Here is a 19,860-nt window from a genome sequence, read left to right as displayed (position 1 = left end):
GATAGTTGTTTCAATATTTGAAACAGACGTTCACACCTTAAGCACAATCGCGCACCATTGCAAGCATGATTCGACACCCTGAAAAACTACAAACACTTCTGGCCGAGGTTCGTGCATTTGTGCGTGAGCGCTGGCATCCATTGGAAAACACGGTTGAGCAACTTGACCATGTCCCTGATGACATCGTCCAAGAACTGCGTGAACGCGGTTTTTTTGGCTGGAGCATTCCCGAGGCGTATGGCGGCTTGGGCCTGAGCACCGAAGAGCTGATTCTGGCGGCATTTGAGCTTTCTCAGGCCTCCGTGGCCTTGCGAGCCCGGGTAGGCACCAACACCGGCATTGGCTCAGAGGCTTTGGTGGCAGATGGCACTGACGTGCAAAAGCAGCGCTGGCTGCCACGTATGGCCACTGGCGAATTGACCGGTTGCTTGGCCTTAACCGAACCCGATGCGGGCTCTGAAGCGTCCAATGTGCAGACCACGGCACGCCTAGAAGGTGACCACTATGTTTTGAATGGCCGCAAGTGCTACATCACCAATGCTCCGATTGCCGATGTGTTCACTGTGGTGGCCCGTACAGAGCCAAACAGCAAGGGGAGTTCTGGCTTGTCGGCTTTCATTGTGACGCGTGGCACGCCGGGTTTACGTACTGGCACGGCGTACAAAAAAATGGGCCAAGCTGGCTCACCGGTGTCCGATGTGTACTTTGAAGATTGCCGCATTCCTGTTGACAACCTGATTGGTGGCCAAGAAGGCGTGGGCTTCAAGACCATCATGAAGGTACTCAACAAACAACGCTTGCACTTGTCTGCCTTGTGCACTGGACCTGCCATCCGTATGCTGGACCTGGCGATTGAGCACACCCAACAAAGACAGCAATTTGGCCAGCCGGTGGGCAACTTTCAATTGCTGCAAGCCATGGTGGCCGACAGCCAGACCGAGATTTATGCCGCGCAGTCCATGATTCTGGAAGCCGCCCGTGCTCGCGATCGTGGCGAAGATGTGGCACTGACCGCATCGATGTGCAAATACTTTGCCTCTGAGATGTGTGGTCGCGTGGCTGACCGCTGTGTGCAGATGTTCGGGGGGGCTGGCTATGTGGCTGACTTCAGCCCTATTGAACGTTATTACCGCGATGTGCGATTGTTCAGGTTGTATGAAGGTACCAGTCAAATCCACCAGATCAACATTGCCAAGCATGTGCTGCGTGAGCACAGTGCGGCCTAAAGCAAAGCCATTGCATTTCTAGATTTTATTTTGGAGACACCATGAATCATCGTTTTTACATGCGCCAGATTCCAGCTTTGCTGGGGTTCAGTCTGTGTGCTTTATCGGTGCAGGCAGCGGACTATCCGAGCCAAACCATCAAAGTGGTCGTGCCTTTTCCTGCCGGAGGCAGCACGGATTTGGTCACTCGAGCTTTGGTCGTCGAACTGGGGGCTGTACTCAAACAAACCGTGGTGGTGGACAACAAAGCTGGTGCCGGCAGTTTGCTCGGCTCGGAGTTGGTGGCCAAAGCGCCGGCAGATGGTTACACCTTGCTGATGGCGGGACTGACCAATGTCTTCTTGCCCTATGTGCACAAAAATCTGCGTTTTCATCCTGTGGACGATTTCGCCAACATCGGGCTGGTGGCCGACTTGCCCAACGTGATCGCAGTCAATGCAACCACACCCTACAAAAAACTCGATGACTTGATCAAGGCCGAAAAAGCCAAACCTAAAAGCATTAACTTTGCATCCGCTGGCGTGGCCACGCCTTCGCATCTGGTGTGCGAGATGGTGAATTTCCAGACCGGCACCCAACTGGAACATGTGCCTTACAAGGGCAATGCGCCGGCAGTGGCCGACTTGATGGGTGGGCACATCCCAACCATGTGCAACAACTTGGGTGGCACCTTGCCCTATATGAACAGTGGGCAAATTCGCATCTTGGCACAAACAGGCAAGACGCGGTCCTCAGCCGTGCCCGATGTGCCGACGTTTGCCGAACTGGGCATTTCGGGCCTTGAGGCGGGGTTATGGATGGGCCTCGTTGCGCCCAAGGGCACACCGCCAGAGATCATCAAAACCTTGAACCAGGCCTTGACCAAAGCCATGAGCTCGCCTGCACTCAAAGACAAACTGCAGCAGTTGGGCGCCACACCCTTGCCCTCTGCAGCATCGGCATTCGATGAACGTTTGCGTCAAGACCGCAAGGCTTGGGACCCCATGCTGGGCAAACTCAACTTGTCAGGCAATTGAGGTGACTGCCTCCACCGATACGCCCTCCCAAGGGCCCTTGCGCGGTGTGCGCATTTTGGATCTTGCCACCGTGGTGGCCGCACCTTTGGCAGGCACGTTGTGTGCAGATATGGGTGCCGAAGTCATCAAAGTCGAGCTACCCCAAGGCGGCGACGCCTTACGTTCATTGGCACCTGTGTGGCAAGGGCACGAGCTATTTTGGAAAGTGGCCAACCGAGGCAAGCAAGGCATCACGCTCGATGTTCGCCAAGCGCAAGGGCGCAACTTGCTCCTGCGCATGTTGCCGCAGTTTGATGTGCTGATCGAAAACTTCCGCACCGGCACGATGGATGCATGGGGCTTGGATATCGCCACCTTGCACGCGCACAACCCAAATTTGATCGTCTTGCGCTTGACTGGATTTGGCCAAACGGGCCCCTATGCCAAGCGCCCAGGCTTTGCGCGAGTTTTTGAAGCCATGAGCGGTTTCACACATTTGACGGGTGAGGCCGACGGCCCACCTCAGCACATGAACTACCCCTTGGGGGACGCGATTGCGGGGTTGTTCGGCGCATTCTCTATTTCAACTGCGTTGGCAGAACGCGCGCGAACATCACCAGCGCAGTACAAAGGTTGCGAGATCGACTTAGCGGCCACTGAAGCTTTATTTCGATTGCTCGACCCCTTGGCCGCTGAAATGCAGTTCATGGATATGGTCAGGCAACGCAGTGGCTCTCGGGCCACTTACACCGCCCCGTCCAATGTATTTGAAACGGCGGATGGCCAATGGATCACCATCGTGGGCACTGGCAATCCGATTTTCGAGCGCATTTGTAAAGCCATGGATCGAACCGACTTGCTGACCGATCCACGCTTTACCAACAATCTCGAAAGAACACGCCATCTCGTCGAACTGGACCAAGAAATTGCCACTTGGTGTGGAAAGCACCCGATTGCGCATGTGATGCTGCAACTGGATGCACAAGAGGCCCCTTACAGCCGTGTCAACTCGATTGCCCAGGCAGCGCAAGATCCGCACTTCATGGCGCGAAAGGCATTGATTGATTTGCCAGACTCGGACCTTGGCAGCGTCAAAGCACCTTGCATCGTGCCTCGGTTTGTGGGGAAAGAGTTGCCCACCCCTCACACAGGTCCACATCGAGGTGAACACAATGAAAATTTTTATGCCGCCATAAACCTCAGTGAAAGCGAACTCGCTTTACTTAAAGCAAACAAAGTGATTTGAAAACCACAACCACGGAGGTGACCGACAATCACACCCTTTCACCCCTCGGTCAGTAGCGGCTCTTTATGGCGATTCAATGGTTCCCCGGACACATGCACCTCACGCGCAAAGCGATTGGAGAGCGCATCAAAGAGATTGACGTCGTCATCGAAATGCTCGACGCCCGCTTGCCGGGCTCCAGCGCCAACCCCATGTTGGCCGAGCTGATCAAAGGCAAGCCCGCCCTCAAGATCCTGAGCAAACAAGACTTGGCCGATCCTGCCCGCACGGCGGTTTGGCTAGCCCACTACAACGCCATGCCCGGCGTGCGCGCCATTGGGCTAGACACCAGCATGACCTCGCCGGCCAAAGCGCTGATTGATGCGTGCCAGCAACTCGCGCCCAACCGTGGCGGCATGGTCAAACCCATGAGGGTGTTGATTTGTGGCATACCCAACGTGGGCAAGTCCACCCTCATCAACACGCTCAAAGGCAAACGCGCCGCTAAGACGGGCGACGAAGCGGGTGTGACCAAAACCGAGCAACGCATCGCGCTGGCCGATGACTTTTATTTGTACGACACGCCAGGCGTGCTGTGGCCGCGCATCATCGTCGAGCAAAGCGGTTTCAACTTGGCCGCCAGCGGTGCGATTGGCGTGAACGCGTTTGACGAAGAAACCGTCGCGCTGGAGCTGCTCAACTACCTCATACCTCATTACCCTGAGGTGCTGCACCAACGCTACAACATCGACGACGTGGCCAGCCACACCGATGAAGACATGCTGGACGCCATTGGCCGCAAACGCGGCGCGGTACAAAGCGGTGGCCGCATCAACACCACCAAAACAGCGCACATCGTGATTCACGATTTCCGCACGGCCGCGATGGGTCGCGTCACGCTAGAAACGCCTGAGCAATTTGCGGGTTGGCTGGCAGAAGGCAAGCAAGCCGATGCCGAGCGGGCGGTGCGCAAAGAGGCGATTGAGAAAACAAAGAAGACCGTGCGTAAGCCCAAGAAGCGTTGACATCAGTCAACTAAGCGACTGTTTCCCAGCGTAAACCCTGAGGCTTTTTGGGTTTGTAAGTAGCCTGCTATCACCCGCTCTGAGCGCTCCGATGAAATACTGGATTTGTACTTTGCAGCACCTGCAAAGACATTCAAAACCATCGGAGGCACTATGCGCGTCATACCCATCACACAAAATGTCGAAGCCCCTGGCTGCGACGAAGAAAGCGGCGTTGTCCGCAAGGTCAACTTGCCCTTGGCACGGCGCGATTTCCTCAAGGGATCGGGCCTGCTGTTTGGCAGCCTAGCCACAGGCAGTTTGCTCGCTGGCTTGGCGCCCTCAACGGCTTGGGCGCTGGAGCTGAAAAAGCTCACCACCGCCGAGGGACAAATCCTGATGGCCATGGGCCGTGTTTTGTTCCCGCATAAAAAATTACCCGATGCGGTGTACGCCCTGCTCTCCAAAGACCTGGACGCCAAAGCCGCAGGTGACGCAGGCGCCGCCAAGATGATCCAAGACGGTGTGGCCTACCTCAACAAATCCACCGGCGGCAACTTCGCCAAGGCCAGTGCCAAGCAGCAATACGAGCTGGTGCTGAGCATGGAAGGAACCGCCTTCTTTGCCACCGTGCGTGGCCAGTGTGTCACCTCTCTGTACGACAACGACATGGCCTATGCGGCATTTGGCTATCCCGGATCAGCTTGGGAAAAAGGTGGCTACATCACACGCGGCTTCCAAGACCTGAAATGGTTGCCCGCACCCTCCAAAGAAGCCAGCCCACCCCCCTTCATGGGCTGATCGCCGCATTGAAGCGAACTTATCTAATAACGCATACAGAGGATTGACATGGCTAAATTTGATTACAACGACGACTCCGTGGTCGTCATCATTGGTTCAGGCGCAGGCGGTGGCACATTGGCCAACGAACTCTGCCAAAAAGGCATCAAGGTGGTGTCGCTCGAAGCGGGCGCACGCCAATCGCAATCGAGCTTCATCAACGACGAGTGGAAGTCCTTCAGCCAACTGGCTTGGCTCGATGCCCGCACCACCTCAGGCTCCTGGCGCGTCGCCAAAGACTTTGCCGGTCTGCCTGCCTGGATCTGCAAAACCGTGGGCGGCACCACCACCCATTGGGCCGGTGCCTCGCTGCGCTTTCAGGAGCATGAGTTCCGCACCAAATCAGTCTACGGCAATGTGGCCGGTGCCAACCTGCTCGACTGGCCCGTGACGCTGGACGAGCTGGCCCCCTACTACGCCAAAGCCGAAAACAAAATGGGCGTGACCCGCACCAACGGCATCCCTGGCCTGCCCGGCAACAACAACTTCAAGGTCATGCATGCGGGGGCCACCAAGCTCGGCTACAAAGAAGTGCACACCGGCAATATGGCCATCAACAGCCAGCCGCGTGACGGTCGTGGCCGCTGCTTGCAGCTGGGCTTTTGCTTTCAGGGTTGCAAGAGCGGTGCCAAATGGTCCACCCTGTACACCGAAATTCCCAAGGCCGAAGCCACCGGCAATTTTGAGTTGCGCCCGCAGTCGCATGTCACCCGCATCGAGCACAACGCCGCAGGCAAAGTGACCGGCGTGGTGTACTTCGACAAGGACGGCAAGGAACAGCGCCAAAAAGCCCGCGTGGTTTGTGTAGCCGGTAACGCCATCGAAACGCCTCGTTTGCTCTTGATGTCCGAGTCCAGCAAGTTCAAGGACGGCCTGGCAAACTCCTCGGGCCAGGTGGGCCGCAACTACATGCGCCACATGACCGGCTCGGTGTATGCCGCCTTCAAGAACCCAGTCCACATGTACCGCGGCACCACCATGGCCGGCATCGTGCGCGACGAAGCCGCACACAACCCCAGCCGAGGCTTTGTGGGCGGCTACGAACTCGAAACCCTCTCGCTGGGCATCCCCTTCATGGCCGCTTTCCTGAACCCCGGCGGCTGGGGCCCTGAATTTGCCTGGTGGATGGACCATTACACCAACCTGGCCGGCATGTGGCTGGTGGGTGAAGACATGCCGCGTGAAACCAACCGCGTCACGCTCAATACGAACGTCAAAGACCAATACGGCAACTACGCGCCCAACGTCCACTTTGATGACCACGACAACGACATCGCCATGCGTAACCACGCCTTCACACAGGCCGAGCGTATCTATGGCGCAGCCGGCGCCATCAAAACATTCCGCACGCCGCCCTACCCGTCCACCCACAACATGGGCACCTGTCGCATGAGCGCACGCCCCGAAGATGGCGTCGTGAACAAATGGGGACAATCGCACGACATCAGCAACTTGTTCGTGAGTGACGGCAGTCAGTTCACCACTGGCGGCGCGGAAAACCCCACCTTGACGATCGTCACCCTGGCCATTCGCCAGGCTGACCAAATCGCCAAATTGATGACCGAAAAAGCACTCTGATCTGAAGTGCATGTCAAATATGTCCCAGACCGTTCTTGATGCAGGAGCCCACCATGTGTGAATATTTCGTCAAAGCCGATCCGATTCAGTATGAGCAACGCTCACGCACGGTGCGCATCAAAAACGTGTTGACCAGCATCCGGCTGGAAAACATGGTCTGGGACATCTTGGCCGAAATGGCCGAAGAAGAAGGCTGTACCACCAACGCCCTGATTGCCAAGTTTCACGAGGAAATTTTGGAGCATCGGGGGGAGGTGCCCAACTTCGCCTCCTTCTTGCGGGTCACCAGCATGCGCTACTTGCACCGCTCCATGTTGCGCCTCGAAAAGCAACTCAACCCACCCACGCAACAGGTTGTGACAGCCATTGCCGCCAGAAGTGGGGAGGCCATCGCCGCCCCAAAAGCCCTGGCCGCAGTGGGCAGGTAATTCAACTCTTCACTGCACGTACCTGGGGTGCTTCACAGGCCCTGGGTGCAACAACTCGTTCTCATCATTTTTTGCCTTCAAAGTTAGCCATGACATTCCATACCGAAAGCTACCCTGGCGTGAGCGCTGTGCCCTCCGAAGCGACCCGCGGTTTTGTGTTCAACCACGCCATGATGCGCATCAAAGATCCACAAATCTCCTTGGACTTCTACACCCGTGTCATGGGCATGCAAGTACTGCGCAAACTGGACTTCCCAGAAATGAAGTTTTCGCTGTACTTCTTACACCGACAAACCGATGGCGAAAGCGCGCCACAAGACGACGGTGAACGCACAGCTTGGACGTTCAGCCAACGCGGGATTTTGGAGTTGACCCACAACTGGGGCACGGAAAATGATCCGGACTTCAAATACCACGATGGCAACGCCCAGCCTCAAGGCTTTGGCCACCTCTGTTTTTCGGTGCCCGACTTAGCCGCCGCCGTGGCCTGGTTTGACGAGAACCAACTGACCTTCGTCAAACGGCCCGATCAAGGCAAGATGAAAGATGTCGCCTTCATCAAAGACCCGGATGGCTACTGGATTGAAATCGTCCAGCCCGATTTACTCAAACACCTTGGACGTTGAATGCGAGTCGCCCTTTTACTGATGGCAACCACGCTTTGGTCTAGCCACTGTTTGTCCAATGAAGCACTCGCCCGCAAAAGTGGCTGTCTGGGGTGCCATGCGGTCGCCAGCACCTTGGTGGGACCCTCGTTCAAAGAAGTTGCGGCTCGATACGCAGACAAACCCGATGCCAAGTCGCTGGTCAACCAAAGCATCCGCGCTGGCAGTCAAGGCAAGTGGGGAGACATGGCCATGCCGCCCCACGCCCATCTGCCTGCAGCCGACACCCAAAAGCTGGCACAGTGGATCCTTCAAGCCAAATGAAACCTTCTTTCACACCACCATGAAATACCTGCACACCATGGTCAGGGTCAGGGTCAGCGACCTTGATGCCTCCCTTCGCTTTTATTGCGATGCCCTTGGACTACAGGAATTGCGTCGACAAGAGGTAGCGGCTGGACGTTTCACCTTGGTCTTTTTAGCGGCTCCAGGAAACACCCAAGCCCAAGTCGAACTGACACACAACTGGGACGAAACCGGCTATGCCGGTGGACGCAACTTTGGCCATCTGGCCTATGCCGTCGACAACATTTACGACACCTGTCACCGGCTGCAAGACCACGGTGTGCAGATTCTGAGGCCGCCCCGTGACGGCTACATGGCCTTTGTGCGCTCGCCGGACAACATCTCGATTGAATTGCTGCAACATGGTGCCCCCCTGCCCCCTGCGCAGCCTTGGATCGCGATGCCCAACGTGGGGCAATGGTAAGTATGACCAACGATGTGACCCCCAACGCCAACCAAGTATGGCCCGAACATTGGGCCGTCGCCCACTTGCCCGGCTCTTTGCCCATGGGTGGCGTTGTACCTATGACGCCCATTCATGCCTTTGCCAGCAGCCCGCGCGCTCTGCAGTTCAAAGCGCAAACCGAACTCAAACCCGTTCGCACCGACATCGAACTCGGTGGCCTGTTGGCGTTTGTCATCGAGGATGTGCTGAGCGGTGAAGAGGCCGATGCTCTGGTCACCGCCAGCGAACGGCTGGGTTACCGCGATGAAGCCCCCGGCATCTCGACCCCACCCGGCATGCGTATGAACAAATCGGTGCATTGGGTGGCCGATGAACACATGCTCGACCCCATGATGAGCCGCATGATGCACCTGCTACCTGCCTCGGTCGATGGTCAACCCTTGTATGGACTGTTGAGCCAACGCCTGAACATGTACCGCTACGACGCCAGCGATGTCTTCAACCGTCACGTGGATGGGGAATGGCCAGGCTACAGCCTGAGCGAAGACCGCAGTCAGATGCTGCAATGGGGAGACACCTTACGGTCTCGGTTGACCATGGTCTTGTACCTGAATGGGCCCGAAGATGGGGTCAGCGGTGGTTGCACACGCCTGTTCAGACCAGACGGCAGCGCAGTCGATGTATTGCCCCGCAAAGGTTCGGCCGTGTTTTTCAGACATGGCTTTGGTCCGCACTCGGTGGTGCATGAAGGACGCCAAGTCGGTATAGGAACCTCCAAATACGTGGCCCGCATCAACATCATGTACGGGCAAGATTGAAGCAGCCCGCCACAAAGGCAAGCCCACACACATCAGCCGCTGTCGCCTAAGCGCGTTTTATAGAACGCGCTCGAAATCGGCTCGATTTTTATGGATTAGTATTTCTTCAGACAGCATCATGCCGCCGAGGAGATATCCCTTGAAAACTTCCATCCATCGCTCGCTCCCCGGCTTGGGCTTGGCTTTCGCCTCGTCAGGCAATGGCACCACCACCCACTTGGGCGCTGAAGCTAAAACGCGGCGTACCACTTGACCTCGACGCTCTCCATCGATGTGCTCATCGCAGGCGGCGGGCCCTGCGGCCTCATGCTGGCGATCGAGCTAGGTCGACGCAACATCCGCTGCTTGCTGGTAGATGCCAAGCCCGGCACCGCTTTCAATCCACAAGCCAACGCGACGCAGGCGCGGACCATGGAGCATTTCAGGCGTCTGGGCTTTGCACACGAAATCCGCAGCATGGGCTTGCCGCCCGATCACCCGACCGACATCGCTTACCTGACCCGCTTTGCAGGCACCGAACTGGCGCGCTTGCGTTTGCCCACGGCAGCAGCGGCACCGCAGGCGGTCAAAAACATGTCGGGCTCGTGGAGTGCGGCCGAGCTGCCGCACCGCGTTTCGCAAAAATATGTCGAGGTTTGCCTGCACCACCATGCCCAACAACAGGCCAGCGTCGAGATGCGCTACGGCTGGCAACTCAAGCGCTTCAGCGACTTGGGCACAGGTGTTGAAGCCGTGGTGCAAGCGGTGGACGGCGGCGAGCCGGTTCAGGTGAATGCGGCCTACCTGATCGGTGCCGATGGCGCACGCAGTTTTGTGCGCAGCCAGTTGGGTATTGCTTGGGGTGGCGCCACTGGTTTCAAGCGCAAATTCATGGGCGGCAAGATGCTAGCGGTGTACCTCAAAGCTCCCGACTTTTATGCCCGCAACCCCAACGACCGTGCGTGGATGTACGTGGTGGTCAACCCCGAATTGCGCGCCTTCATCATGTCGGTGGATGGCGTGAGCGAGTTCGCCTTTCACATCCAAATGGCCGATGACGCTGCCACCGACGCGCTGACCGAGGCCGATGCACGGCGTTTGTTCTCGCAAGCTTTTGGGCAGGAGATCGACATAGACATCTTGTCGATGGCCACTTGGCTGGCTGGCCATGCGCTGGTGGCGGAGTCGTTCCAGAAAGGCCGCATCTTTTTAGGCGGCGATGCCGCGCACCTGTTCACGCCCACCGGGGGTCTGGGCTACAACACCGCCGTCGAAGACGCCGTCAACTTGAGCTGGAAACTGGCCAGCGTGCTCAAGGGCCAAGCCCCTGCCACCTTGCTAGACAGCTACGAACGCGAACGCCAACCCTTGGCCCTGCGCAACACGGGCTACGCCCGACAGTTTGCCGACTCAATTGGTTTGTTTGAAGCCGCCCCCGAATTGGAAGACCACAACCCGCAGGGCGAGCAGGCCCGTGCGCTAGCCTCGGACTACCTGAACGGCCATGTGCGCCGCGAATTCAACATTCCCGGCGTGACCTTTGGCGGGCGCTACGACGGCAGCCCCATCATCGTGAGCGACGGCACCACGGCCCCGCCCGACGCCGCCAACACCTACACCCCCTGCGCCACGCCAGGTGGACGCCCGCCCCACGCTTGGTTGCCAGACGGACGTTCGTTGTTTGACACGTTCAACTTTGAATGGACCCTGCTGGTGTTGGGCGCAGAACCCACCGAAACCCACGCCTTCGCGTTGGCAGCCCAATCAAAAGGCATCGACCTCAAAGTCGTGCGCCACACCAGCAACGACCTGCTGAAGCTGTACGAAGCCCCACTGACCTTGATTCGACCCGACCAAATCGTGGCTTGGCGCGGCCACGAGGACACCCAAGCGGAGGCGGTCCTCGCCCAACTTCTGGGAGCATGAAGCTACAGTTCAAGGCTTATAGGGTAATAACGTTTAACCTATATAAGAAAGGGAATATATTGGGTTATAAAATATTAAATAGCTATATTCTGAAAGGTGGAAATTCGATATTTCCCCTTTAATTTATTGGAATTTAACCAATTAATTAAATATTGTTATGAGCGCTATTTTTTCGTATCACATGCCCGAAGTAAATGGTGGTAAATTCATCAATAGGTTGCAAACTGCGCATAAGTTTTGACCGCAAGATGGCCCCCTCCCAACCGATCCAGAAAAAACGCGACAGTACTTGAGGGTCTTGCCCGGTTGCCAGTTCTCCAATATCCATCGCTTCACGCAAGCACTCGGCAACACGTTTCTCCCACGACACCAGAACCCCCTCCAGTCGTTCACGAAACTGAGTATCAAGGGCAGCAAGCTCTTGACCAAGGTTGCCTATCAAACAGCCCCTCTTGAAATCAAATTTAACCATGCCATTTTTTGCATTCACGGTGAAGTTAACCAATCTCTGCAACGGGGACTGCGTTGAGTCACCAAAAATGCGATCCATTTTCTTAGCGTAATACGCTTCGTAGTTATCAATGACGGCATGTCCAAAATGATCTTTGCTTTTAAAGTAATGGTAGAAAGAGCCCTTAGGGACACCGACGCGCTTGAGCACTTCATCAATACCCGTTATTTGAAATCCGCGCTCGGTCAAAAGCTCAGTTCCACACCAGACCAATGCGGTGCGAGTATCTGTTCGTGTTGAAGCACGATGACTGCTTTTGCTAGAACTCGACGTCAAATGAATAGGATAGATTTCTGACACGTAATATTCTCCGTCTAACATTTCACTTTTAACTTGAACTTATTGAGGCCAGTAGCGTTTTTTGACCAATTTTTTGTAAAGCTTCCCTGTTGGCAAACGAGGTAACTCCAAGTCGAAATCTATCGATCGCGGACATTTGAAGTCTGCTAATTTTTCCCGACAAAATGCCTGTAGTTCTTCCGCCAAAGCTGGGCCGATATCGTATGCGTGAACGGGTTGAACAACGGCTTTAACCTCCTCACCCCAATCATGATTAGGAACTCCAACAACAGCGGCATCCATTACTTTGGGGTGTTGTAGCAACACATTTTCAATTTCTTGAGGATAAATATTGACGCCCCCACTGATGATCATGAAGGCTTTTCGGTCTACCAAATAAAGGTAACCCTGCTCATCCAGATAGCCAATGTCACCGAGGGTTGTCCAACCCAAAGAGTTACGTGTTTGCGCGGTACTAACTGGGTCATTGTGATAAGTGAACTGGGGGCCATCTGAGAAATACACAGCGCCTATCTGACCTACATCTACAGGAACTCCTTCTTCGTCACAAATATGCAATTTTCCTTGTGAAGCACGACCTACCGAGCCTTTGTGCGCCAACCACTCCGAAGGCGTGATGCTACAAAAACCATTGTTTTCGGTGCCGGCATAGTATTCGTGAACGATTGGCCCCCACCAGTTAATCATTTGTTCTTTCACATCAACAGGGCAAGGCGCGGCAGCGTGCACAGCCATTTCCATGGATGAGAGATCGAATTTCTCACGCGTCTCTCGGTCAAGCTTCAGCAATCGGACAAACATGGTGGGCACCCATTGACTGTGGGTGATGCGATAGCGCTCAATCGTCTGCAGTGCTAGCAGTGCGTCAAAACGCTCCATGACCGTAACGGTCCCACCCATTTTGATGACCGTCATGCTGTGACGCAGTGGTGCAGCATGGTACAGAGGTGCGGTAGAAAGGTAGTGGCTGTCGGCGTCGTATCCAAACAGTGGCGACAGCAAGGTCACCAACATGGTTTGTTGTCCTGCGGCTGTCTTGGGCAGTGGCCACAGCACGCCTTTCGGGCGTCCAGTTGTGCCCGACGAGTAAAGCATGTCACTGCCCTGCAAAGCTTGTGCTGTGGCAGAGGTGGACCTTTTCGCACATTCAGCCACCCAATCCTCGTGCGACTTGTGTTCGGCACATCCATCGATGCTCATGCACTTCAACGTATCGGGTAGCTTGGAGAACAAATCTTGCTCAACAGACTCCAAAGCGGCCGAATAAACAAACAAGCGTGCACCACAGTCTCGCACGATGTAATCAATCTCGTCGGTCGTCAGACGGGTACTGATCAGGGTGTAATAAACCCCGCTTCGATCCAAACCAAAGCAAAGCTCCAGTAATTCACGGCAGTTATTCATCAGCAAAGCCACGTGGTCGCCTGGAAGGATGCCTAAATCTGTAACCAAATGCGCAACTTGGTTCGCACGGCTTTCGAGCTGCGCGAATGTGACTTGTTCACCACTTTCACACATCTGAAATGCAATTTTTTCAGGATCAACGTTGATTGGTTGAATAGGAATTAGCATCAGACCCCCGTTTTTAATGGGTACTACACGACTGTGGAAGTGTTTTTTCACACCCCAACTGAAAGAAGCGCATTTAGGTTGCTCCGGGTTTGAAACGATAGTCGTTTGCTACTCGCTCAAGTAGCATCGCTGTCGATCCGTCGGCTAATGAAGCGGTGTGAGCAGCCGTGAGATGCCTTAAAAAAGCATAGCGATCCAAAAATCCTTCTGCACCCATCGCATGTAAGAGAGATCCCAATTGCGTCTGAGCCATACTTGTCGCATAGAGTTTGGCTTGAGCCGCAGCAGTTTGGACCTCATCTCCCTTGTCAATGCGCTCGCAAGCATCCCTCACCAATAGTTCACCCGCTTGTAACGCTGTCGCTGCTTGCGCTATCTGCCACCGCCAGCCTTGGTATTGGTCCAAAGACTGGCCAAATGCAGTTCGCTTATGACCATAAACACTCACATCGTTCAAAGCCTGAGTCACCATTGCGCAGCACATGGCCGCAACATAAGTGCGTGCTCGGTTGATAGCACCCATGATGTCGACAAACGCTTTTCCAGGCTGATATAAAAGGTGGGAGGAATCGCAATAGACATTCGTTAAGCGAAAACCACCAATACCCATGCTGCTCAGTGCGCTGTTAGTGACAACCTCAACACGCTCGAAACCGGGTGAATCAGCCAGGACAAAAAATGCCGCAATTCCTTTTACGCCGGAACCCGCTTGAGTTTGGGCGTAAACCACGACACCGTCAGCATGTGCAGCATTGATGATCCAAGTCTTAGAACCGTTGAGCAACCAACCATCGCCTTGACGGATCGCCGTGGTTTGAAGTTGACCCAAATCTGATCCAGCGCCGGGCTCAGTCAATGCAGTGCATGCAACGATGCTGCCACGCATCAAATGGCTGACGTAGCGAGGTGCCAACTCATGGGGTGATGCTTTCACCAGTTGCGCTGCAACGTTGTGTGAATTCACCAATGCCATGGCAGCACTGAAATCACTCTGTGCTAGCTTGTGCAGAACCTTGACCTTGTCACCAAAAGACAAACCTAATCCACCGAACTCGTGCGGCACTTGTAAGCCCAATAATCCTGCCGCACCAGCAGGCTCAAATAAAGCACGACGGTCAAAAAGACCCTGCCCCCATTGAGCGGCATTCGGAGCAAGGTGCCGCTGTGCAAATTGATCGGCTTCTTCGATGGCGCTCGCTGCACGTTTGGACAGATCTTGTGTGTCTAAGATCATTTCTTCATGCCTTGCTTGTGTGCTTGTTATCACTCGAGATGGATTGACTCGTGCGTAACCACCGCCACAAGGAGGCCACCAAGGGCACCAGCCCCTTAGGCAGGAAGATGGTCGCCACCACCAAAATCAAACCATAGGTGATGAGTCTAAAACTGTCAGCAAACCGTAAAAGCTCAGGCAAAAATGTGACGGAAATCGCACCCACGATGGGGCCTGTCAGCGTCCCGCTACCGCCCAAAATGACCGCCAAAATGATATTCAACGATTGATCGACGCCAAACGGCTCAGGATTTAAAAAGCCGATGTAATGCGCATAAAGCGTCCCAGCCAAACCAGCCAAAATTGAACTCATCACAAACGCAAACAACTTGTAGCGTGAAGTAATGACACCCATGGCCTCTGCGAGATCTTCGTTTTGGCGTATTGCCAACATCACCCGTCCTGCGCGGGAGTGCAACACCAAGGCGCAAAAGATGGTGGCCACGACTGCTGCTAACAAAGCAAGCGCGTAATAGTTGAGATTACTGCGCCCTTCGAAATTAAAGACATGCCCAAAAAGTGTCAGCTCACTCGGGCGTGGCACATCAGGTATGCCCGCTTCGCCTCCGGTCAGCGCGCGAAAGGTCATCAGCACAATGAAGATGACCATGTTGTACGCTAACGTGACAATTGAAAAGTAGTGCCCTTTAACGCGAAGACTCGGATACCCCGCAACGACGGCCATAACGCCAGTCAGCAAAGGCGCCATCACTAACGTTGCCCAAACTGAAATACCAAAGTTCATGGTCAATAAGGTGGATATGTAGGCACCTATGCCCATAAATCCTGCCTGGGCGATCGACACATAACCGACAAATCCTTGCGTTAAATTTTGGCCTTGTGCAAGCACAATCCAAATTAATGCCAAGGTCATCAAATGAATGTAATAAGGGGATTTGAATGTGTGCGGCATCGCCAAAGCGGTTGCCACAACAACGACGCTGAACATCAACGGTTTGGTCATAAGGCGAGTCATTTTTTCCCCATCAAGCCTTGTGGCATGACCAGCAAGACCAAGATCATGATTAAGAAGGAAATCACATCCTTGTAGGCTGAAGATAAAAAGCCTGCGGCCAGGGATTCGCTGACACCCAAAACCAAGCCGCCCAAAATAGCACCTGGCAATGATCCAAGTCCACCCAATATCAACACGGCAAACCCTTTCACCGCAAAACTCTCACCGACACCAGGTGCAAGCGCTAACAAAGCGCCAATTAATGCGCCTGCCGCTACACCGAGGGCGGACGAAATAGCAAATACAACAGAAGACACAAAGTTCACGTTGACACCCATTAGCACCGCTGCATGCCGGTTTTGAGCCACGGCGCGAACAGACTTTCCCGTTTTCGTCTTTAAAAGAAGTAGCGTCACAACTGCGACCAACGTGACTGCAGTAACGATCACAACCATTCGTAATTGAGCAACGAAGATTCCTCCAAAATCAAACACCTGCTGATAAGGCGTTTGAATGATCACCTGATCGGCTCCAAACAACAGCAAGTTGCCGCCTTCCAACATCATTGTCAAACCCAAAGCAATGATGAAGGCGTTGATATGAGGTGCATCACGAACAGGTCGATATGCAAACCGCTCGATGAGCATGCCCATCACCGCACCAACTGGCATAGCCATTGCAATGCTGGCAAAGAAGGACAATCCCATTGACGTGGAAAAGACGAACGTTAGGTAGCCCCCAAACATGGCCAATGAGCCATGCGCAAAATGCGCGATTCCTAAAATTCCAAAGACTACGGTCAGTCCAAGCGCTACCAATGTGTAGACGGAACCAATGGCAAGTCCATTGAATATTTGTTGCAAAAATTCATTCATCGCATTTCACCATTCGGATATGCCAGCTGAGGGAGACAGAAACCCCCGCGACTGAGTGAGTGACTGAGTCGCGGGTTGTTGGCCAATTAAGCGCTGGACTTATTTGCGAATACTGCGCAAAAATTGTGAATACGCTTTGTTATCCGATGGCAACTCGGACACAAAGACCCATTTGCCTTTTTGCCACTGGAAGGCACCGTTGGACGTGTAAGCCTGGCCGTTCTGGTCGAACATAGCACCGCCATCGTTTGCCATGTACTTCATGACGGCTTCCTTAGGAATAGGCAAAGTACGAACTGCTTCAGCGACTTTCTTGGCATCCTTCGCGCTCCCAGCGCGCTCGATCGCATTTTTCAGCACGTAAACTTGGTCATAAGCGTAAGGCGAGCTAGGGGTGGGCGATTGGTCGAACTTTTTTCTGTAATTCGCATCGTATGCTTTGGCCTGTGGTCCTAAAGCTTCGATGGTCAGCTCTGTTGGGCGGAGATCCCAAACGCCTTCCATTTGCGCACTCGACACCACCTTTAGAAACTGCTCTTCGCTGCCGCTGGTAAAACCGTAACGCGGAACATTGAGGCCTAACTCCACGGCTTGACGATACACAAATGCTGCTGGCTCAACGTAACCTACAACCAAGATGGCATCAGGCTTGAGTCCACGAATTTTTGTCAATTGCGGCGTCATATCGCGATCACGAAGACCAAAGGCTTCTTTAGCAATGATCTTGCCGCCAGCTTTGTTTAACTCTTTCTCGAACGCATCGACATATTGGGTATAAAAACCAACTTCTAAAGCGCCAATGACCGCGACATTGCGTGCGCCCTTTTGCGCCACAAATGTACCGGCAGCAGCGCCCGTGAAGTCTGCCGGCGGACGTGTACGAAACACGTTCGCAATTCCTTGGGCCGTAATGGCACGCTCAGCAGCATTGCCCACCAACATGACAGCGTCCTCTTTGGCAATGAAGGAAGCCACAGCACTGGTTGATCCGGAGCAGCAAAAACCCAGAAGGTATTTCACGTTGTCACGGTCGATCAGCTTACGCACGCTGTTGGTAGCTTCTGTTGGGTTGGCTTTGTCATCCGACGTGATGACCTTGAGCTTGTAGTTGGTTGCGCCGGCCTTGATGCCCCCTGCTGCATTGATCTCATCGGCCGCCATTTGGACTGCGTTAGCTTGGGGCAAGCCGTAGACGGCACCACCACCGGTTAATGCATCGTTCACGCCGATCACCAACACTTCATCAGCTGCGTGTGCCAAAGGCATCAGAGCTGCACACAAGGCAAGTGCAGCCAAAGTCAAAGGTGTCTTCAGTTTCATTCGTTGTCTCCGGTTTATAAAAAAATGTTTCAGCAGTGTCCCATTCAAAGGACGCGGCTTCAACGTCAATAGCCTAAATAGGCTTTGCTCACTTGCGGATCGTTTTTGAGTTCCTGGCCGGTGCCATGCAGCACCACCTCGCCCGCTTCCAAAACATAAGCACGATCGGCCAAGCGCAAAGCCATAGCCGCGTTTTGCTCCACCAGCACGATGGTTGTTCCCATCGCCTTGATGCGCACCAAAATTTGCTCTACTTCCTCGACTATTTTTGGAGCCAAGCCTAGCGAGGGCTCATCAAAAATACATAGTTTTGGCCTTGCCATCAGTGCGCGTGCGATTGCGAGCATTTCTTGTTCGCCGCCAGACAGCGTTCCTGCCCTTTGTTTTGCGCGTTGACGCAAAACAGGAAACAGGTCGAGCATTCGTTCTATGTCGCTGAGTTGTTCACCATCTCTGCGTATGTGCGCGCCCATCTCCAGATTTTCGAGAACAGACATTTCAGCAAAAACTTGCCGCCCCTCCGGACACATCGTGATCCCTTTACGCACAATGGCGTGCCCGCTCAAACCATTGAGCGAATCCCCCATAAATTCGATGCTGCCCGAGCGCACCTCATTGAGTCCGCAAATACAGCGAAGGGTGGTGCTCTTTCCAGCTCCGTTTGCACCAATCAGCGCAACACATTCACGCTCATTCACATCGAGACTGACCCCGTGCAAAACATTAACTTTTCCATAGCCCGCTGTTAGGTTTTTAATATGTAGCATCAATGAACCCCACCCAGATACGCTTCAATGACTGCCGAGTCTCGCTGGATTTCCTCAGGCTTACCTTCAGCTATTTTTTCACCGAAATTCAACACCACAATGCGCTCACACACCTCCATGATCAGTCCCATGTGATGCTCGATGACCAAAACAGCCAACCCCCTCTTACGGATGCGCAGGATGATTTCGGCTAATTCTTTACGTTCTTTTGCCACCATCCCAGCCGCGGGTTCATCCAGCAAGATCAGTCTGGGTTCTGCTGCCATCGCGGTCGCGATCATCAATAGCCGCTGTTGAGCAGATGAAATCGTCGAAGTTAGATCGTGCGCTACGTCACCCAAACCAACAAACTCCACCAACTCTTGTGCTTTGGCTCTTTGTTCAGCGTCTTGGACTCTTGCTTCTTTGAGTCTTAGAACAGAGCGCCACGGTGAGACGCGGTAACTGGTATGGCATGCAGTCAAAACTTGCTCAAGCACACTGAACTCTGCAAGCAAGCTCGTGGTTTGAAATGTTCGCGCTAAGCCCAGTGGTACACGCTGACCAATGGGAAGTTTGTTGACATTTTGGTTTCGCCAAACAATGTCTCCGGAGCTTGGAGGCACAGCGCCTGAAATCAAATTCACTGACGTCGATTTCCCCGATCCGTTGGGTCCAATCAATCCCACAATCTCATTTGAATTCACATCAAAGCTCAAATTTTTAACGGCTTGTACGCCACCAAAATTCTTACTGACTTGATTCAAAGTTAGCAGTCGCTCTTGCTCAGGCATTTGAACTGTGTCTTTCGTGGTTGCACATGAAGTGTCTACATGTTGCTCTGTGCAGCTGGGCTTGGTCTCAGCACAAAACGATGCAGGTCAGTTTAATATTAGACCGGTCGTCTACAAGCGGGGTATTCCCTGCCTCTCT

General features: G+C 54.1%; 20 protein-coding genes. 12 read left to right on the top strand and 8 right to left on the bottom strand.

Going from position 1 to position 19,860, the window contains the following annotated elements; translation table 11 throughout:
- Nucleotides 1-65: 65 nt before the first annotated feature.
- The 12 genes from B9Z42_RS04535 to B9Z42_RS04480 all read left to right on the top strand — a co-directional run bounded on the left by B9Z42_RS04535 (nucleotide 66) and on the right by B9Z42_RS04480 (nucleotide 11,375).
- Nucleotides 66-1,226 (top strand): acyl-CoA dehydrogenase family protein, encoded by a 1,161-nt coding sequence (locus B9Z42_RS04535; protein WP_100132148.1) that lies wholly within the window; start codon nucleotides 66-68, stop codon nucleotides 1,224-1,226.
- A gap of 41 nt (nucleotides 1,227-1,267) precedes the next feature.
- Nucleotides 1,268-2,242 (top strand): tripartite tricarboxylate transporter substrate binding protein, encoded by a 975-nt coding sequence (locus tag B9Z42_RS04530; protein WP_100132147.1) that lies wholly within the window; start codon nucleotides 1,268-1,270, stop codon nucleotides 2,240-2,242.
- A gap of 1 nt (nucleotide 2,243) precedes the next feature.
- Nucleotides 2,244-3,467, top strand: a complete 1,224-nt coding sequence (locus tag B9Z42_RS04525) for a CaiB/BaiF CoA-transferase family protein (protein WP_233203523.1) — start codon at nucleotides 2,244-2,246, stop codon at nucleotides 3,465-3,467.
- A 65-nt stretch (nucleotides 3,468-3,532) separates the two neighbouring features.
- Nucleotides 3,533-4,471, top strand: coding sequence for a ribosome biogenesis GTPase YlqF (ylqF, locus tag B9Z42_RS04520; RefSeq protein WP_100132145.1), 939 nt, complete (start codon nucleotides 3,533-3,535; stop codon nucleotides 4,469-4,471).
- 153 nt (nucleotides 4,472-4,624) lie between these two features.
- Nucleotides 4,625-5,251, top strand: a complete 627-nt coding sequence (locus tag B9Z42_RS04515) for a twin-arginine translocation signal domain-containing protein (RefSeq protein WP_100132144.1) — start codon at nucleotides 4,625-4,627, stop codon at nucleotides 5,249-5,251.
- Nucleotides 5,252-5,299: 48 nt separating this feature from the next.
- Entirely contained in the window at nucleotides 5,300-6,868 is a 1,569-nt protein-coding gene (locus B9Z42_RS04510; protein ID WP_100132143.1) for a GMC family oxidoreductase, read from the top strand.
- A gap of 53 nt (nucleotides 6,869-6,921) precedes the next feature.
- Nucleotides 6,922-7,296: a ribbon-helix-helix domain-containing protein gene (locus tag B9Z42_RS04505; protein ID WP_100132142.1), complete on the top strand. Its 375-nt coding sequence runs from the start codon at nucleotides 6,922-6,924 to the stop codon at nucleotides 7,294-7,296.
- A gap of 89 nt (nucleotides 7,297-7,385) precedes the next feature.
- On the top strand, nucleotides 7,386-7,922 hold the full coding sequence (gloA, locus tag B9Z42_RS04500; protein ID WP_100132141.1) for a lactoylglutathione lyase: 537 nt from the start codon (nucleotides 7,386-7,388) through the stop codon (nucleotides 7,920-7,922).
- Complete coding sequence (locus B9Z42_RS04495; protein ID WP_143474036.1) at nucleotides 7,923-8,225, top strand: c-type cytochrome; 303 nt, start codon at nucleotides 7,923-7,925, stop codon at nucleotides 8,223-8,225.
- A gap of 19 nt (nucleotides 8,226-8,244) precedes the next feature.
- Entirely contained in the window at nucleotides 8,245-8,670 is a 426-nt protein-coding gene (locus tag B9Z42_RS04490; protein ID WP_100132139.1) for a VOC family protein, read from the top strand.
- Nucleotides 8,671-8,672: 2 nt separating this feature from the next.
- The gene (locus B9Z42_RS04485) at nucleotides 8,673-9,470 is read left to right on the top strand and encodes a 2OG-Fe(II) oxygenase (RefSeq protein ID WP_158235899.1); all 798 of its coding nucleotides are present in this window, start codon (nucleotides 8,673-8,675) and stop codon (nucleotides 9,468-9,470) included.
- A 249-nt stretch (nucleotides 9,471-9,719) separates the two neighbouring features.
- The gene (locus tag B9Z42_RS04480) at nucleotides 9,720-11,375 is read left to right on the top strand and encodes an FAD-dependent oxidoreductase (RefSeq protein ID WP_100132137.1); all 1,656 of its coding nucleotides are present in this window, start codon (nucleotides 9,720-9,722) and stop codon (nucleotides 11,373-11,375) included.
- Between the two features lie 145 nt (nucleotides 11,376-11,520).
- On the opposite strand, the gene B9Z42_RS04475 is transcribed toward B9Z42_RS04480, so the two are convergent.
- The 8 genes from B9Z42_RS04475 to B9Z42_RS04440 all read right to left on the bottom strand — a co-directional run bounded on the left by B9Z42_RS04475 (nucleotide 11,521) and on the right by B9Z42_RS04440 (nucleotide 19,721).
- Nucleotides 11,521-12,186, bottom strand: coding sequence for a TetR/AcrR family transcriptional regulator (locus tag B9Z42_RS04475; protein ID WP_233203522.1), 666 nt, complete (start codon nucleotides 12,184-12,186; stop codon nucleotides 11,521-11,523).
- A gap of 39 nt (nucleotides 12,187-12,225) precedes the next feature.
- The gene (locus B9Z42_RS04470) at nucleotides 12,226-13,809 is read right to left on the bottom strand and encodes an AMP-binding protein (RefSeq protein WP_369806834.1); all 1,584 of its coding nucleotides are present in this window, start codon (nucleotides 13,807-13,809) and stop codon (nucleotides 12,226-12,228) included.
- A gap of 22 nt (nucleotides 13,810-13,831) precedes the next feature.
- Nucleotides 13,832-14,992: an acyl-CoA dehydrogenase family protein gene (locus tag B9Z42_RS04465; protein WP_100132134.1), complete on the bottom strand. Its 1,161-nt coding sequence runs from the start codon at nucleotides 14,990-14,992 to the stop codon at nucleotides 13,832-13,834.
- A gap of 4 nt (nucleotides 14,993-14,996) precedes the next feature.
- A complete protein-coding gene (locus B9Z42_RS04460; RefSeq protein WP_100132133.1) occupies nucleotides 14,997-15,995 on the bottom strand; it encodes a branched-chain amino acid ABC transporter permease in 999 nt (332 codons plus the stop codon).
- A gap of 8 nt (nucleotides 15,996-16,003) precedes the next feature.
- Nucleotides 16,004-16,861: a branched-chain amino acid ABC transporter permease gene (locus B9Z42_RS04455; RefSeq protein WP_100132132.1), complete on the bottom strand. Its 858-nt coding sequence runs from the start codon at nucleotides 16,859-16,861 to the stop codon at nucleotides 16,004-16,006.
- Between the two features lie 99 nt (nucleotides 16,862-16,960).
- Nucleotides 16,961-18,244 carry an ABC transporter substrate-binding protein gene (locus B9Z42_RS04450; protein ID WP_199171977.1) on the bottom strand — a complete coding sequence of 428 codons (1,284 nt, stop codon included), beginning with the start codon at nucleotides 18,242-18,244 and terminating at the stop codon, nucleotides 16,961-16,963.
- Between the two features lie 2 nt (nucleotides 18,245-18,246).
- Nucleotides 18,247-18,948, bottom strand: a complete 702-nt coding sequence (locus tag B9Z42_RS04445) for an ABC transporter ATP-binding protein (RefSeq protein WP_199171976.1) — start codon at nucleotides 18,946-18,948, stop codon at nucleotides 18,247-18,249.
- Nucleotides 18,948-19,721, bottom strand: a complete 774-nt coding sequence (locus tag B9Z42_RS04440; RefSeq protein ID WP_100132130.1) for an ABC transporter ATP-binding protein — start codon at nucleotides 19,719-19,721, stop codon at nucleotides 18,948-18,950. The genes B9Z42_RS04445 and B9Z42_RS04440 overlap by 1 nt, the downstream gene beginning before the upstream one ends.
- Nucleotides 19,722-19,860 lie beyond the last annotated feature (139 nt).

Source organism: Limnohabitans sp. B9-3, assembly GCF_002778325.1.
GTDB classification, from domain to species: Bacteria; Pseudomonadota; Gammaproteobacteria; order Burkholderiales; family Burkholderiaceae_C; genus Limnohabitans; species Limnohabitans kasalickyi.
Note: the sequence above shows the minus strand (reverse complement) of the source record. Positions and strands in the feature narration are given on the sequence as shown.

Coding starts and splice junctions, on each gene's coding strand:
- B9Z42_RS04445 (WP_199171976.1), bottom strand. CDS start 18,948: ATGCTACATATTAAAAACCTAACAGCGGGCTATGGAAAAGTTAATGTT.
- B9Z42_RS04495 (WP_143474036.1), top strand. CDS start 7,923: ATGCGAGTCGCCCTTTTACTGATGGCAACCACGCTTTGGTCTAGCCAC.
- B9Z42_RS04505 (WP_100132142.1), top strand. CDS start 6,922: ATGTGTGAATATTTCGTCAAAGCCGATCCGATTCAGTATGAGCAACGC.
- B9Z42_RS04515 (WP_100132144.1), top strand. CDS start 4,625: ATGCGCGTCATACCCATCACACAAAATGTCGAAGCCCCTGGCTGCGAC.
- B9Z42_RS04440 (WP_100132130.1), bottom strand. CDS start 19,721: ATGCCTGAGCAAGAGCGACTGCTAACTTTGAATCAAGTCAGTAAGAAT.
- ylqF (WP_100132145.1), top strand. CDS start 3,533: ATGGCGATTCAATGGTTCCCCGGACACATGCACCTCACGCGCAAAGCG.
- gloA (WP_100132141.1), top strand. CDS start 7,386: ATGACATTCCATACCGAAAGCTACCCTGGCGTGAGCGCTGTGCCCTCC.
- B9Z42_RS04490 (WP_100132139.1), top strand. CDS start 8,245: ATGAAATACCTGCACACCATGGTCAGGGTCAGGGTCAGCGACCTTGAT.
- B9Z42_RS04455 (WP_100132132.1), bottom strand. CDS start 16,861: ATGAATGAATTTTTGCAACAAATATTCAATGGACTTGCCATTGGTTCC.
- B9Z42_RS04465 (WP_100132134.1), bottom strand. CDS start 14,992: ATGATCTTAGACACACAAGATCTGTCCAAACGTGCAGCGAGCGCCATC.
- B9Z42_RS04485 (WP_158235899.1), top strand. CDS start 8,673: ATGACCAACGATGTGACCCCCAACGCCAACCAAGTATGGCCCGAACAT.
- B9Z42_RS04510 (WP_100132143.1), top strand. CDS start 5,300: ATGGCTAAATTTGATTACAACGACGACTCCGTGGTCGTCATCATTGGT.
- B9Z42_RS04530 (WP_100132147.1), top strand. CDS start 1,268: ATGAATCATCGTTTTTACATGCGCCAGATTCCAGCTTTGCTGGGGTTC.
- B9Z42_RS04460 (WP_100132133.1), bottom strand. CDS start 15,995: ATGACCAAACCGTTGATGTTCAGCGTCGTTGTTGTGGCAACCGCTTTG.
- B9Z42_RS04535 (WP_100132148.1), top strand. CDS start 66: ATGATTCGACACCCTGAAAAACTACAAACACTTCTGGCCGAGGTTCGT.